The organism is Nocardioides sp. NPDC058538 (assembly GCF_042719275.1).
Classification (GTDB): Bacteria; Actinomycetota; Actinomycetes; order Propionibacteriales; family Nocardioidaceae; genus Nocardioides.
Map to the genome: position 1 here is coordinate 24,276 of NZ_JBHXNY010000004.1, position 12,290 is coordinate 36,565.

Annotated in this window: 14 protein-coding genes; 3 read left to right on the top strand and 11 right to left on the bottom strand. The window is 69.3% G+C overall.

Annotated elements, in window-relative coordinates:
- Positions 1-13: 13 nt before the first annotated feature.
- The gene (locus ACFWQC_RS04870) at positions 14-466 is read right to left on the bottom strand and encodes a MarR family winged helix-turn-helix transcriptional regulator (RefSeq protein ID WP_378673843.1); all 453 of its coding nucleotides are present in this window, start codon (positions 464-466) and stop codon (positions 14-16) included.
- 58 nt (positions 467-524) lie between these two features.
- Between ACFWQC_RS04870 and ACFWQC_RS04875 the strand changes: the two genes are divergently transcribed.
- Entirely contained in the window at positions 525-893 is a 369-nt protein-coding gene (locus tag ACFWQC_RS04875; RefSeq protein WP_378673846.1) for a VOC family protein, read from the top strand.
- A 27-nt stretch (positions 894-920) separates the two neighbouring features.
- Here ACFWQC_RS04875 and ACFWQC_RS04880 read toward each other — a convergent pair whose 3' ends face one another.
- Positions 921-1,409, bottom strand: coding sequence for a DUF6234 family protein (locus ACFWQC_RS04880; RefSeq protein ID WP_378673849.1), 489 nt, complete (start codon positions 1,407-1,409; stop codon positions 921-923).
- Positions 1,410-1,450: 41 nt separating this feature from the next.
- On the opposite strand from ACFWQC_RS04880, the gene ACFWQC_RS04885 reads away from it, so the two are divergent.
- Entirely contained in the window at positions 1,451-1,954 is a 504-nt protein-coding gene (locus ACFWQC_RS04885; protein ID WP_378673852.1) for a hypothetical protein, read from the top strand.
- 46 nt (positions 1,955-2,000) lie between these two features.
- Here ACFWQC_RS04885 and ACFWQC_RS04890 read toward each other — a convergent pair whose 3' ends face one another.
- The 4 genes from ACFWQC_RS04890 to ACFWQC_RS04905 form a co-directional block, all read right to left on the bottom strand.
- On the bottom strand, positions 2,001-2,546 hold the full coding sequence (locus tag ACFWQC_RS04890) for an AAA family ATPase (protein ID WP_378673855.1): 546 nt from the start codon (positions 2,544-2,546) through the stop codon (positions 2,001-2,003).
- 4 nt (positions 2,547-2,550) lie between these two features.
- Positions 2,551-3,372 (bottom strand): alpha/beta fold hydrolase, encoded by an 822-nt coding sequence (locus ACFWQC_RS04895; protein ID WP_378673857.1) that lies wholly within the window; start codon positions 3,370-3,372, stop codon positions 2,551-2,553.
- 171 nt (positions 3,373-3,543) lie between these two features.
- A complete protein-coding gene (locus tag ACFWQC_RS04900; RefSeq protein ID WP_378673860.1) occupies positions 3,544-4,653 on the bottom strand; it encodes an NAD(P)H-dependent flavin oxidoreductase in 1,110 nt (369 codons plus the stop codon).
- Positions 4,650-6,314 carry an acyl-CoA synthetase gene (locus ACFWQC_RS04905; RefSeq protein ID WP_378673863.1) on the bottom strand — a complete coding sequence of 555 codons (1,665 nt, stop codon included), beginning with the start codon at positions 6,312-6,314 and terminating at the stop codon, positions 4,650-4,652. Before ACFWQC_RS04905 ends, ACFWQC_RS04900 begins: the two co-directional genes overlap by 4 nt.
- 48 nt (positions 6,315-6,362) lie before the next feature.
- On the opposite strand from ACFWQC_RS04905, the gene ACFWQC_RS04910 reads away from it, so the two are divergent.
- Positions 6,363-7,166 carry a crotonase/enoyl-CoA hydratase family protein gene (locus tag ACFWQC_RS04910; protein ID WP_378673866.1) on the top strand — a complete coding sequence of 268 codons (804 nt, stop codon included), beginning with the start codon at positions 6,363-6,365 and terminating at the stop codon, positions 7,164-7,166.
- Between the two features lie 12 nt (positions 7,167-7,178).
- Here ACFWQC_RS04910 and ACFWQC_RS04915 read toward each other — a convergent pair whose 3' ends face one another.
- From ACFWQC_RS04915 to ACFWQC_RS04935, 5 genes are read right to left on the bottom strand one after another with little or no spacing between them, the layout of a single operon-like run.
- Positions 7,179-7,802: a cytochrome b gene (locus ACFWQC_RS04915; protein WP_378673869.1), complete on the bottom strand. Its 624-nt coding sequence runs from the start codon at positions 7,800-7,802 to the stop codon at positions 7,179-7,181.
- Positions 7,802-9,403, bottom strand: coding sequence for a fatty-acid--CoA ligase FadD8 (gene fadD8 / locus ACFWQC_RS04920; RefSeq protein ID WP_378673872.1), 1,602 nt, complete (start codon positions 9,401-9,403; stop codon positions 7,802-7,804). Before fadD8 ends, ACFWQC_RS04915 begins: the two co-directional genes overlap by 1 nt.
- 52 nt (positions 9,404-9,455) lie before the next feature.
- Positions 9,456-10,172 (bottom strand): PaaI family thioesterase, encoded by a 717-nt coding sequence (locus tag ACFWQC_RS04925; RefSeq protein WP_378673874.1) that lies wholly within the window; start codon positions 10,170-10,172, stop codon positions 9,456-9,458.
- Complete coding sequence (locus ACFWQC_RS04930) at positions 10,173-11,408, bottom strand: NADH:flavin oxidoreductase (RefSeq protein ID WP_378673877.1); 1,236 nt, start codon at positions 11,406-11,408, stop codon at positions 10,173-10,175. It lies immediately after the preceding gene.
- On the bottom strand, positions 11,405-12,262 hold the full coding sequence (locus tag ACFWQC_RS04935) for an SDR family oxidoreductase (protein WP_378673880.1): 858 nt from the start codon (positions 12,260-12,262) through the stop codon (positions 11,405-11,407). Before ACFWQC_RS04935 ends, ACFWQC_RS04930 begins: the two co-directional genes overlap by 4 nt.
- Positions 12,263-12,290 lie beyond the last annotated feature (28 nt).

Here is a 12,290-nt window from a genome sequence, read left to right on the forward strand (position 1 = left end):
AGCTGTGGGTCGGTCAGGCGCCTTCGCCACCATCGCGTAGCGAATCGATCATGCCTTGCAGGATCCGGAACGCGTCGGACTGATCGGCCGGGGTCATGCCGGTCAACATCCTGAACTCGACAGAACGGACCGCGACGGTGGCCTCTTCGAGCTTCCGCCTGCCTTGGGGGGTGAGCTGCGTGGGGAGGACCTTTCCGACAGGCGCCTCCGTCGGCCTGGTCACGTCACCGCCTCGCTCCAAGGAGCGGAGCAGGACGTTCATCGTCTGCCGAGTGACGAACGCGCCACGCGCGAGCTCGGAGTTCGACAGACCCGGTCGCTGGGCCAACAGCTCCAGGCAGGCGTAGTGCGTCACGCTCATCCCGAGCGGGCGCAGCACGTCCTCCATGGACGTACGCAGGGCGCTCGACGCCTCCTTCAGCAGGTAGCCCAGCGACTTGTCCAGGTCGACCCCTTCTTGACTCATGTCAGTATTCTGACATAGTTCGTTGTGTCAGATAACTGACACAACTCAAGGAGCATCCATGCCCGTCACCGGACCCGACTTCATCTCGCTGCAGGCGCGCGACCTCGACGCGTCGCAGGCGTTCTACGAGCACTACCTCGGCCTCGTCCGCTCGCCGGCCGGGCCCCCGCACGCCGTCGTCTTCGAGACGAAGCCCATCGCGTTCGCGCTTCGCGAGGTCGTCCCGGGCACCGATCTCGCATCCGTCGCCCAGCCCGGCATCGGTGCCGCGATCTGGCTGCATGCCACAGATGTCCAGCCGATTCACGAGGCTCTCGTCGGCGACGGCCACGCCATCGTCTCTCCGCCGATCGACGGCCCCTTCGGACGCACGTTCACGTTCGCCGACCCCGATGGCTACCAGATCACGCTCCACGACCGCACCTGACGGCCGCCGGTCCGACGGCAGGCAGCGTCAGCCACCGACACACTCGTCGTTGTCGCCGCCCGAGTAGCAGGGTGGGGCGCTGTAGCCGTCCTCCACGTGTTCCGGCGCCGGCAGATGAACCGCGCCGGGGATGTAGGAGATCACCACGATCCCAGTCCCACAGGCGACCAGGAGCGCCTGCCAGAACGACCCGAGCACACGCCGACGCCGGTTGAGGGCATGGGCGACTACGCCACAGAGGAGCGCCGCGACAGCGATCGCACCCCAGACCCGGTAGGCAGTGATGTTCGAGGGGTCGACCTCGGGCTGATCGCCGAAGAAGACCAGATAGACATCCAGCCAGTTCATGACCAGCTTCCCGAGCGCGACAACCACGACGACGGACGCCAGCGCGGTGGCGAACGGTGACCACCGCTGGCGAGTGATGCGCCAGCGGGTGCTGACCGGACTGTCGAAGGCGAGCATGCGACGAGTCTCGCGCCCCTGGAGCGCGGCGTGATGAGCCTGCGTACTCAACTCCTTGACCTTCAAGCCGCTCGAAGCCTCAGGATCGGGCCATGACCAGGACGACTGCTGCTGACCCGACGATGGCTGCCATCACCGCTGCTGTGACCCTCGGCCGTGAAGGCGACGTCGCCGGGGCGAGGCAGGAGCTGCTCGCGATCTGGCGCGACGTCGGCGTGCTGGGAGACCCGTTCCACCGGTGCACACTGGCCCACTATCTCGCCGACCTCTACGCCGACCCGGCAGAGGCGCTGGTCTGGGACGTACGCGCCCTCGACGCCGCCGACGCGCTCACCGACGAGCGCGCCCAGGAGCACGATGCCGGTCTTCAGGTCGCCGGCTTCTATCCCAGCCTGCACCTCAACATCGCCGACAACCTCCGCCGCTTGGCCGCCTTCGACCTCGCAGCCGAGCACATCGGCAAGGCGACGGAACGTTCCGTCGCGCTCCCGCAAGGGTCGTACGGCGACATGATCCGCACCGCGATCCACGGTGTCCGCGATGCGATCACGGCTCGCGACACCACGCCGCGGTCGACCTCTCCGACCGTCGGCTGAACCGGATGACGGCTGCGGCCGTCATGACGAGTCCAGGCAATCGACGTCAGGCGACGGGGCTCGCCTCGGTCATCGAGGCGAGCCACCGGCGGGCTGCGCGGTGCGACCGCACCCGGATCAGCCTCACGCCAGGATGGGCGGCCACCTGATCCGGGAGCTCCACACGCAGCCTGTTGCGAGTTTTCCACGCCCACAGCACGACATGCTCGCGATCGGTGAAGATCGATCGCAGCGGCGGCTCGACATTGCCGTTCCACAGCTCCGTACGACGCACCCGGCGTACCAGCGTCCGGCGGATCACCTGATACATCGTCAACGGCGTGGGAACGTCAAGCCACACGATGACTTCGACACGTTCGAGGATCAGCGGCTTCGCGGCGGCGTACTGAAGCTCGCTCACCCACGCCGGCCTCGCGACGAGGGCCCTGACGTCGTCGACGAACTCGGGTCGCGGAGTCCAAGCAGGTCCATGATGAAGCGCGTCGAGCTCCATGTACGGGATGTCCAGGTGTTCGCTGATGCGCTTGGCGAGGGTCGACTTCCCGGAGCCGGACACGCCCGCCACCGCGATCCGGGTCGGCAGACCACTCACGGCGCTACGCAGCCTTCGCGATCGTGCCGAGGATCGCCGACGCGGCAGCTTCGGGGGCCTTGATGGGGATCCAGTGGCTGACCCCGGTCAGCGCGATGAACTCGTAGGGACCGGTGACGGAGTCCTCGTTGCCCTCCAGGGCCGTCCGGCCGATCGCGACGTCGCCATCGCTCCAGAGCATCGTCGTCGGCACCGAGACGCGGCCGAAGCGCGGGGCCAGAGGCAGGGCGCGATACCAGCCCAGACCACCGGGCAGCGCGCCGTAGTCGACGATCTCCTCCCGGAACCGCTCGACGTCTTCGTCGTTCCAGCCGCTTCCCCGCATCATCCGCTCCATCCGGCCGCCTCGCCCGGAGACCAGCTCGGGCAGCAGCGGGATGTTGAAGAGTGCCATGTAGGTCGACTTGCGCCGCTGCGGGCCCTTCATCGACCGGGCGAACGGGACCGGGTGCGGCACCGACATCGCGGTCCAACTGCGGACCAGGTCGGGGCGCTTCGCAGCCACTCCCCAACCGACCGCACTCCCCCAGTCATGACCGGCCAGGTGCACCGGCCTACCGATCTCGTCGATGAGCGCCACCACGTCCTCGACCAGCCGGCCGGCGCCGTAGCCGAGGCGCGTACGCGGCCGGGCACCCGGCGAGTAGCCGCGCTGGTCCGGGGCGATCGTGCGGAAGCCGGCATCGTGCAGGATCGGTGACACCTCACGCCAGCAGGTCGCGCGCTCCGGGAAGCCGTGCAGGAGCACGACCGGGTCGCCGTCGGCGGGGCCCGAGTCGATCACGTCGAAGGTGAGTCCGTCACGTACGTAGCTCGAGATCGTCACGCGGCCATCCTGTCAGTGCCACTCCCGCCGCAGTGGCGGGGTCGTGGTGTGCGGTAGCGGCGTCAGCAACCAGAGTGTGCGATAGCGCGCTGAGATAAGGCGCGGCAGAACCACGACATGAAGAAAGGCGCCGGCTCGGTCGACGAGCCGGCGCCTTCGTGAGGTTGCGGACTATCCCTCGGCGATCGCGTCCAGGCGCTTGACGGTGGCCTCGAACTCGGCGATGAGGTCGGCCATGACCGCGGCGACGGGGCGTACCTCGTTCATCCGGCCGACGATCTGCCCGACCGGCATCGCGACGACCTCGGGATCGCCGGCGGCATTGATCCGGTTGTGGGCGTCGGAGACGAGCAGGTTCTGCAGCGGCATCGGCAGCGGCGCCGGCGAGCCCTCGGCCTCCCAGGCGTCGGTCCACTTCGACTTCAGCAGTCGAGCGGGCTTGCCGGTGTAGATCCGCATCCGGCGGGTGTCGGCGGAGGTGGCGCGGGTGAAGGCACTCTCCCAGCCGGCGTGGGCGTTGAGGTTGCGATACTCGCTCGTCCCGAGCCAGATCGAGCCCGTCCAGACACCCTGCGCGCCGAGCGCCAGCGACGCGGCGATCTGGCGACCCGAGCCGATCCCGCCTGCACCCAGCACCGGCACGTCCGGCCCTACCGCGTCGACGATGTCGGGCTGGAGCACCATCGAGGCGATCTCCCCGGTGTGCCCGCCGGCCTCGTAGCCCTGGGCGACGATGATGTCGACGCCGTTCGAGACGTGCGAGACCGCGTGCTTCGGGGCACCCGCGAGGGCGGCCACCTTGACCCCGCGCTCATGGGCCTTCTCGATCACGTCGTTGGGCGGGGTGCCGAGCGCGTTGGCGATCAGCACCGGCCGGTGCTGCAGCGCGACGTCGACGTGCGAGCGCGCGGTCGAGTGCAGCCAGCCGAGGACGCCCTCGCGCCCCTCCCCCTCCGGCAGCGGCGGTACCCCGAGGGAGAGCAGCGTCTTGTCGACCCACTCGGTGTGCTCCGCCGGGATGTAGGCGGACAGGTCGGTCGAGGTGCCTTCGGTCGGCACCTTCATCGGCATGACCACGTCGACGCCGTAGGGCTTTCCGTCGGTGTTCTCATCCATCCACGTCAGGGTGCGGTCGAGCTCCTCGGCGTCGTTGAAGCGTACGCAGCCCAGCACGCCCAGCCCGCCGGCCTTGGAGACCTCCGCGGCCACGTGCTCCGAGGGGGTGAAGGCGAAGATCGGGTAGTCGATCCCGAACGCCTCGCACAGTGCCGTACGGATCATGCCTTTGCTCCTTCGGGGTCCTGCTCTGTTGCGGTCGCTTGGGTGGCCAGGGCGATCTCCTTGGCCTTGGGGTACTGGGCCTTGCCCGTGGCGTTGCGGGGCACCTCGTCGACGATGGTCAGTGCACGCGGCAGCTTGTAGCCGGACAGGTGAGCCCGCAGGAACGTACGCAGCCCCTCGAGCTCGATGGTCGCGCCCGGTCGCGGCTGGACGACCGCCGCGACGGCCTGGCCGTAGCGCTCGTCCGGGATCCCGACGACGAGCGTGTCGTAGACGTCGGGGTGCGCCTTGATGGCGGCCTCGACCTCCTCGGGATAGACCTTCTCGCCGCCGGTGTTGATGCAGTTGGAGCCTCGTCCGAGCAGGGTGAGGCGGTTGTCGGTCTCGACCCGGGCGTAGTCCCCTGGGATCGCGTAGCGGATGCCGTCGATCTCGATGAAGGTCTTCGCCGACTTCTCGGGGTCCTTGTAGTAGCCGACCGGCACGTGGCCCTTGCGGGCGGTGCGGCCGATCTTGCCGACGTCGGTGGCGAGGTCGAGCGGGTGGCCGTCGTCGCCGATCACCGCGGTGTGGGCACCCGCGGTCACCACGGGGCCGTCGGTCGAGAGCGCGGAGGCGTCCTGCAGGCCGGTGCCCTGGAAGCCAGTCTCGGTCGAGCCGATCGAGTCGGTGAAGACCGCGTTGGGGAAGGCCCTCATCCAGCGTTCCTTGACCGACTTGGAGAAGATCGCGGCCGAGGAGGCGATGGCGAACAGCGACTGCCCGTCGAAGCTCTGCCCGTTGCCGGGACCGGCCTCGTACGCGTCGATGAGCGGCACCGCCATCGCGTCACCGGTCATGAACATCATCTGGACCTTCTCGCGGTCGACGATCTCCCAGGTGCGTACCGGGTCGAACTTCGGCTCCAGGATCGTCACCTGGCCGGCGAAGAGGTGCATCAGCAGGCTCGCCTGGGCACCGCCGTGCATCAGCGGGCTGAGCGGAAGGGTGATGAGCCCGTCGCCGGCGGCCTGCTTGGACTGGTCGTACTCCTCCAGCGGCACACCCGTCATGAAGTCGATGCCGCCGCCGAGCACGCGCCAGAAGTCCTCGTGGCGCCACATCACGCCCTTGGGGAAGCCGGTGGTGCCGCCGGTGTAGATGACATGGATGTCATCGGGGCTGCGCTCGCCGAAGTCTCGCGCGTCGGACTGCCCGGCCTGGGCCTCCTCGAGCGTGACGCCGCCGAACGGGCTCAGATCGGAGTCGTCGTGGGGCTCGAGCGGGTTCGGGACCGCGACGAACGTCGTCAGGCTCTCGACCTTCGGGGCGACCTCGGCGACCAGCGGCGCGTAGACACGGTCGTGGACCAGGGCCTTGAGGTCAGCGTTGCCGAAGAGGTACTCCAGCTCGCCGGCGACATAGCGGAAGTTCACGTTGATCGCCACGGCCCGGATCTTGAGGATCGCGAGCAGGGCCACGACGTGCTCCACGGAGTTCTTGGAGTAGAGCCCGACGTGATCGCCCTTCCCGATCCCCTGGCCGGCCAGGTAGTGGGCCAGCTTGTTGGACTCACGCTCGAGCTCTGCGTAAGTCACTTTGCGGTCGCCGACTTGGACCGACACCTTCTCAGGCGCGGCGTCGACGGCGTGTTCGAAGAGGTCAGCAAGGTTCAGCGCCATGACTGCGAGACTAGAACACGTTTCAGTTTTCCGCTAGGGTCTGATGTTATGCCGATCACAGAATCTTCTGCTCAGCCGCACGCGATCGTCGAGCAGGACGGCCACAAGCTCATCGTCACCATGAACCGTCCCGAGCGACGCAACGCCCTCTCCTCCGAGATGCTGCGGATCATGGAGGGCGCCTGGGACCGGGTGAACTCCGACCCGGAGATCCGGGTCTGCATCCTGACCGGCGCGGGTGGCTACTTCTGTGCCGGGATGGACCTGAAGAAGGCCGACGAGAAGCCGCCCTCGGAGTCGTTCGAGGAGGGCTTCGACCCGACGGTGATCAAGGGCCTGCTCAAGGGCTTCCGGCTCACCAAGCCGCTGATCGCCGCCGTCGAGGGCCCCGCCATCGCCGGCGGCACCGAGATCCTGCAGGGCACCGACATCCGCGTCGCCGGCGAGTCGGCCAAGTTCGGCGTCGCCGAGGCCCGCTGGTCGCTCTATCCGATGGGCGGCTCCGCGGTCCGTCTCCCCCGCCAGATCCCCTACACCGTCGCCGCTGAGCTGCTGCTGACCGGACGTACGCTGCTCGCCCCCGAGGCCAAGGAGCTCGGCCTCATCGGCCACGTCGTCCCCGACGGCACCGCGCTCGAGAAGGCCCACGAGCTCGCCGACATGATCGCCGCCAACGGGCCTCTGGCCGTCCAGGCGATCCTCCGCACCATGCGCGAGTCCGAGGGCAAGCACGAGGAGGAGGCCTGGGCCGACGACGCCAAGGTGGGCGCCGCCGTCTTCGCCTCCGAGGACGCCAAGGAGGGCCCCAAGGCCTTCCTGGAGAAGCGCAAGCCCGAGTTCAAGGGCCGCTGAGGCGGACCGGGCTCAGCCCCGGTCCCGCCGGACGTACGCAGCCCCCGGAAGCATCCGGGGAAGCAGCCCGCGACGCAGCACCAGCAGGAGATGGGCGCCGAGCGCGACGAAGAAGGCGATGTGGGCTGCCACGTGCAGCGCGACCAGGTCGTCGGAGAACGCCACCAGTGCCAGGCCGGTGATCGGGACGACGAACATCAGAGTGAGCAGTGCCCGCTCGGTGACATGGGCGACTCGGCGGTCAGCTGCGGTAAGGCGCGGTGACCACGGCGGCAGCGAGGCGATCATGCGCCAGGCCACCCGGAAACCGCCGAGCACGAGGATCGACAGGCCGAGCAGGATGTGCAGCTCAGCAAGGCTGATGCCGTCGACACCGATGCCGCCACCCCACAGTTCGGACCAGGCAGCGTCGAGCGGGTCCGCCTCCCGGGCCTCGCATGCGTCCTCGAGCCGGTCCAGACGCTCTTCCTCGGCGTCGGAGGTGTCACCGCCGCTGCGGTCCTCCCCCAGCGGGTCGCAGTCGGCATCAGTCGACATCGCGTAGCCGACCACGAACTGCAGCGCGAAGGCTGCGACGCTCAGCCAGTGCAGGGTCTTGGTGACGACCCCATAGCCCGTTGCCGTCGCGCCTGTCATCAGGAGTCAGCGTAGCGAGCCCGCAGGGCCTTCTTGTCCGGCTTGCCGAGGGCGGTCATGGGGATCGCGTCGATCTCGATGACCGACTTGGGCGCCTGGACGGAGCCCTTCCGCTCCTTGACCAGGGCCTGGATCTCGGCGACGACCGCATCATCAAGAGCCGATCCGAGGCGTACGACGACGACGGCTGTGACGGCCTCGCCGAACTTCTCGTGCGGGGTGCCGATGACGGCGACCTGGGCGACCGCGGGATGGGTCGCGATGACGTCCTCGACCTCACGGGGGAAGACGTTGAAGCCGCCGGTGACGATCATGTCCTTGGTGCGGTCGACGATGTACCAGAAGCCGTCCTCGTCCTGCCGGGCGACGTCGCCGGTGTGCATCCAGCCGTCCCGGAAGGTCTCGGCGGTGACCTCGGGCAGCTGCCAGTAGCCACCGGAGAGCAACGGTCCGGCGACGCAGATCTCGCCGGGCTCGCCAGGAGCGACCGGCTGGCCGTCCGCGCCGAGCAGGGCCGTACGGACCAGGGCGGACGGCCGGCCGCAGGAGGTGAGCCGATGAGTGAGCGGCTTCCCGTCGTCATCGACGTGGTCGCCCTTCGCGAAGTAGGTGATCGCCATCGGCGCCTCGGACTGACCGTAGTACTGGGCGAAGATCGGGCCGAACCGCTCGATCGCCTCGGCCAGGCGTACCGGGTTGATCGCGGAGGCGCCGTAGTAGACGGTCTCGAGCGAGGACAGGTCGCGGGTGCGGGAGTCGGGGTGGTCGAGGAGCGCGTAGAGCATCGTCGGGACCACCATGAGCGAGGAGATCCGTTCGCGCTCGATGGTCTCCAGGACGGCGGCCGGGTCGAACCTCGGCATCACGAACAGGGTGCCGCCCTTGATCACGACGGGCACGAAGAAGGCGGCGCCGGCATGCGAGAGCGGCGTACACATCAGGAAGCGGGGCGCCTCGGGCCACTCCCACTCCGAGAGCTGCACCTGGGTCATCGTCGCGAACGACCCGGACAGCCCGATCACTCCCTTCGGCTTCCCGGTCGTCCCGCCGGTGTAGGTGATCGAGGTGACATGGTTCGGAGGCAGCAGTCTCGCGGCGAGCGGCTCGACCGGATAGGTCTCCGCGGCGGCGACGAGGTCGACTCCGATATCGGCCAACTGCGGCGGGACCGGCCCGATGGTCAGCACCCGCTTCAGCCCCGGGCACATCTTCAGCAGCTCGACGGCACGGTCGGCGAAGTAGGGGTCGATGATCAGACCGGTGATCTGGGCGTCGTTGATGACGTACGCCTGGTCCTCCGCGCTCCCCAGCGGGTGCAGCGACGTGCGCTGGAACCCCTGGGTCTGACCGGCACCGAGGATGAAGAGCACCTCGGGACGGTTGAGCGCGAGCAGCGCGGTCGCCGAGCCGGTGCCGGCGCCGAGCGCCTCGAAGGCCTGGACGTACTGGCTGATCCGCGCCGCCACCTCCGCCCCGGTCAGACTCACCGGAGCATCGGAGGTCGAGCCTGTCGAGACCATCATGATCGGACGGTTCTTGTGGCGCTCCAGCGCCGAGACCATCAGATGACCGTTGTGGGGACCGATGCGGCTGGTATCCATGCCCGCACCCTACCGCGAAAGTAGAACGTGTTCTAGGGGTGCTGCCGGCCGATCAGGCGTCGCCGACGTGGTCCCGGTCGGCGGCGGCCATCGCCTCGCGTGCCCAGCGCGGCAGGATGAAGATCCCCTCCGCCTCGACGCACACCACCGGCTCGGAGCCGTCGGCCGGCCGAGTGAGCAGCCGGCCACGTACGACCGCCTTCACTCCTTCGGTCGACTCGATCCGAGCCTCCCCGCGCAACGGACCCAGCGGGGTCCCCTGCTTGTAGACGATCGTCAGGGTGCCGGTCATCCCAGGGCGACCACCGGCCGAGGCGGCCTCGCCGAGCAGCTGGTCGAGGATCAGCGCCGAGACACCGCCGTGGACCAGTCCAGGCGGGCCCTCGTAGGCCGGCCCGAGCGAAAAGTCGGCCCAGACGTCCTCGCCGTCGCGCTGGACGGCCAGCGGCGGGGCGAAGGCGTTGCCCTTCCCGACCACCGGGTTGCCGTAGTTGCGGAAGCCACCGTCCGCTCCGAACCGGACCCCGTGCGGGCCCGGCAGCGCCTCGGCGAGCAGCTCGTCGGTCAGCGCCTCGACCCGGCGGCGTACGTCATCGAGGACCGCATCCGGGACCTGGGTGCGCACGACCGCGTCGACGAGCCTGCGCACCGAGTCAGTCAGCGGGACCAGGGTGGCCTCCCGCTCCTTGACCTCGGCGTCGGTCATGTCGTCGTGGACGTATCCGGCCGGAGCCTGCGGGTGGTGGGCGCGTCCGTAGTGCATCGACATCTAGGTCCTCGTCTCCTGGATCGGATGCGCCTCACGGTAGACGTGCTCGGTGTCGAGGTGGCAATGGGTCCCCGGATAGATGGTCGACATGCACAGGTTGCAGTGGGTGCATCGCGACACGGTCGCGGGATCGGCCCGGAGGCGGTTGACCAGGTCCGGCTCGCGGAGCAGTGCGCGGGCCATCGCGACGTACTCGAAGCCCTCGTCCATCGCGGTCCGCATCCCGGTCAGGTCGGTGACCCCGCCGAGAAGGACCAGCGGCATGCTCAGGGCGCGGCGGAACTCGCGGGCGCTGTCGAGGAAGTAGAGCGGCTTGTAGGGGTACTCCTTGAAGAAGCCCTTCCCCACCATCCGCATGCCGATCCTGATCACCGGGTGCAGTGGCATGTTGGCGGCCATCTCGCGATAGGGAGCGTCGCCGCGGAAGAGATACATCGGGTTCATGAACGAGGAGCCGCCGGTGAGCTCGAGCGCGTCGAGGTGACCATCGGACTCCAGCAGGCGCGCGAACTCCACCGACTCGGGCAGGTCGAACCCGCCGCGGTAGCCGTCGCGCATGTTCAATTTCGCGAGCACGGCGACCTGACCACCACCCACATCGGCTACCGCCTCCCGTACCGCGGCCAGGATCCGGCGCGGGAACGCGGCCCGGTTGGCCAGCGACCCGCCGAACTCGTCGGTGCGCGAGTTGAGGCGCGGACTGAGGAACGAGCTGGGCAGATAGTTGTGGCCCAGGTGCACCTCGATCGCGTCGAAGCCGGCCTCGACCGCCATCCGAGCCGCGGCGCCGTGCTGCTCGACGACCCGGGCGAGGTCCGCCGCGGTCGCGGCGCGGTTGAACGCCATCCCGAGCGCGTTGAAGGACCGCGTCGGCGCCAGCGACGGCACCCCGTTGGACTTGGCGTTGGCCACCGGACCGGCGTGACCGATCTGGGCCGAGATCTTGGCGCCGGTCGCGTGGACCTCCTCGGTCAGCCGCCGCAGCCCGGCCAGGGCCTCCGGGCGCCAGTAGATGCAGTCGGCATGCGTACGTCCCTCCGGGGACACCGCGAGATAGGCGACCGTGGTCATCCCGACGCCGCCCTCGGCGACGGCGAGGTGGTAGTCGATCAGCCGGTCGGAGACCAGCGCCCCGGGCGAGGCACCCTCGAAGGTCGCCGCCTTGATCACCCGGTTGCGCAGGGTCACCGGACCCAGCGTCGCCGGAGCGAGCGGGTCGGTCGTGGAGTCGGTCATGCGCGCACCTTCCTGAACTCGCGCATCCTGCGCAGATAGCCCCTCAGCCGCCGCCCGGGCACCGGCCGCGGCCAGTCGTCGGCCCGGAACCAGGCGTCGCTGCCCCCGTCGACCACGACGACGCTGCCGACCATGAAGTCGGCCGCGGGGCCGAGCATGTGGATCACCCAGTCGGCGAGCAGCCCCGGGTCGCCGAAGCCGCCGGCCGGGACCGGGAAGGACCTGATCGCCTTCGCCTCCCCCGGCGTCGCGAGCTGCTTCTCCAGCAGCGGCGTCAGCACCGCGCCCGGCGCGATCGCGTTGAGCCGGATCCCCGATCCCACCCAGTCCGGCTCGACCGCGCGCCGCCGCACCCAACGGGTCACGGCGACCTTCGAGGCGCCGTAGGCCATCGCCGGCGCCTGCTTCCCGAAGATCCGGTACGCCTTCAGCGCCCGCTCCGCGTCGCCCTCGAGCAGCGCGGCCACCGCCCGGCCCGGGATCAGAGGCATCGTCGTGGTCGAGTTGCTGGAGAAGACCACGACCTTGGCGTTCCCGGTGGCCGCCAACGCCTCGCGCCAGCCCTCCAGGAGCTCGACGACGCCGAGGTAGTTGACCTGGGTGATCAGCGCGGGCCGTTCGCGCCCCGGCGCCGGCCCGAGCCCAGCCGCAAGGACGGCGCCGTCGAGTCGGCCGTCGGATGCGGCCAGGACCTTCTCGGTGGCGGCACGCCGGCCCTCTGCCGTCGACAGGTCCGCGACGACGTCGGCGTCGTGGAGGTCGACCGTGACGACGCGGTGCCCCGCGGCGAGCAGCCGGTCCACCACCGCGGCTCCCATCCCGGAGGCCGAGCCGGTGACGACATAGATGCCCACTCAGCGTCTCCTGCCGTCGCTGGTGGCG

Excerpts from the sequence above, each read along its gene's own strand:
- ACFWQC_RS04925 (WP_378673874.1), bottom strand. The coding sequence starts at position 10,172 with ATGTCGATGCACTACGGACGCGCCCACCACCCGCAGGCTCCGGCCGGA.
- fadD8 (WP_378673872.1), bottom strand. The coding sequence starts at position 9,403 with ATGGATACCAGCCGCATCGGTCCCCACAACGGTCATCTGATGGTCTCG.
- ACFWQC_RS04930 (WP_378673877.1), bottom strand. The coding sequence starts at position 11,408 with ATGACCGACTCCACGACCGACCCGCTCGCTCCGGCGACGCTGGGTCCG.
- ACFWQC_RS04875 (WP_378673846.1), top strand. The coding sequence starts at position 525 with ATGCCCGTCACCGGACCCGACTTCATCTCGCTGCAGGCGCGCGACCTC.
- ACFWQC_RS04885 (WP_378673852.1), top strand. The coding sequence starts at position 1,451 with ATGACCAGGACGACTGCTGCTGACCCGACGATGGCTGCCATCACCGCT.
- ACFWQC_RS04915 (WP_378673869.1), bottom strand. The coding sequence starts at position 7,802 with ATGACAGGCGCGACGGCAACGGGCTATGGGGTCGTCACCAAGACCCTG.
- ACFWQC_RS04870 (WP_378673843.1), bottom strand. The coding sequence starts at position 466 with ATGAGTCAAGAAGGGGTCGACCTGGACAAGTCGCTGGGCTACCTGCTG.
- ACFWQC_RS04910 (WP_378673866.1), top strand. The coding sequence starts at position 6,363 with ATGCCGATCACAGAATCTTCTGCTCAGCCGCACGCGATCGTCGAGCAG.
- ACFWQC_RS04900 (WP_378673860.1), bottom strand. The coding sequence starts at position 4,653 with ATGATCCGTACGGCACTGTGCGAGGCGTTCGGGATCGACTACCCGATC.
- ACFWQC_RS04905 (WP_378673863.1), bottom strand. The coding sequence starts at position 6,314 with ATGGCGCTGAACCTTGCTGACCTCTTCGAACACGCCGTCGACGCCGCG.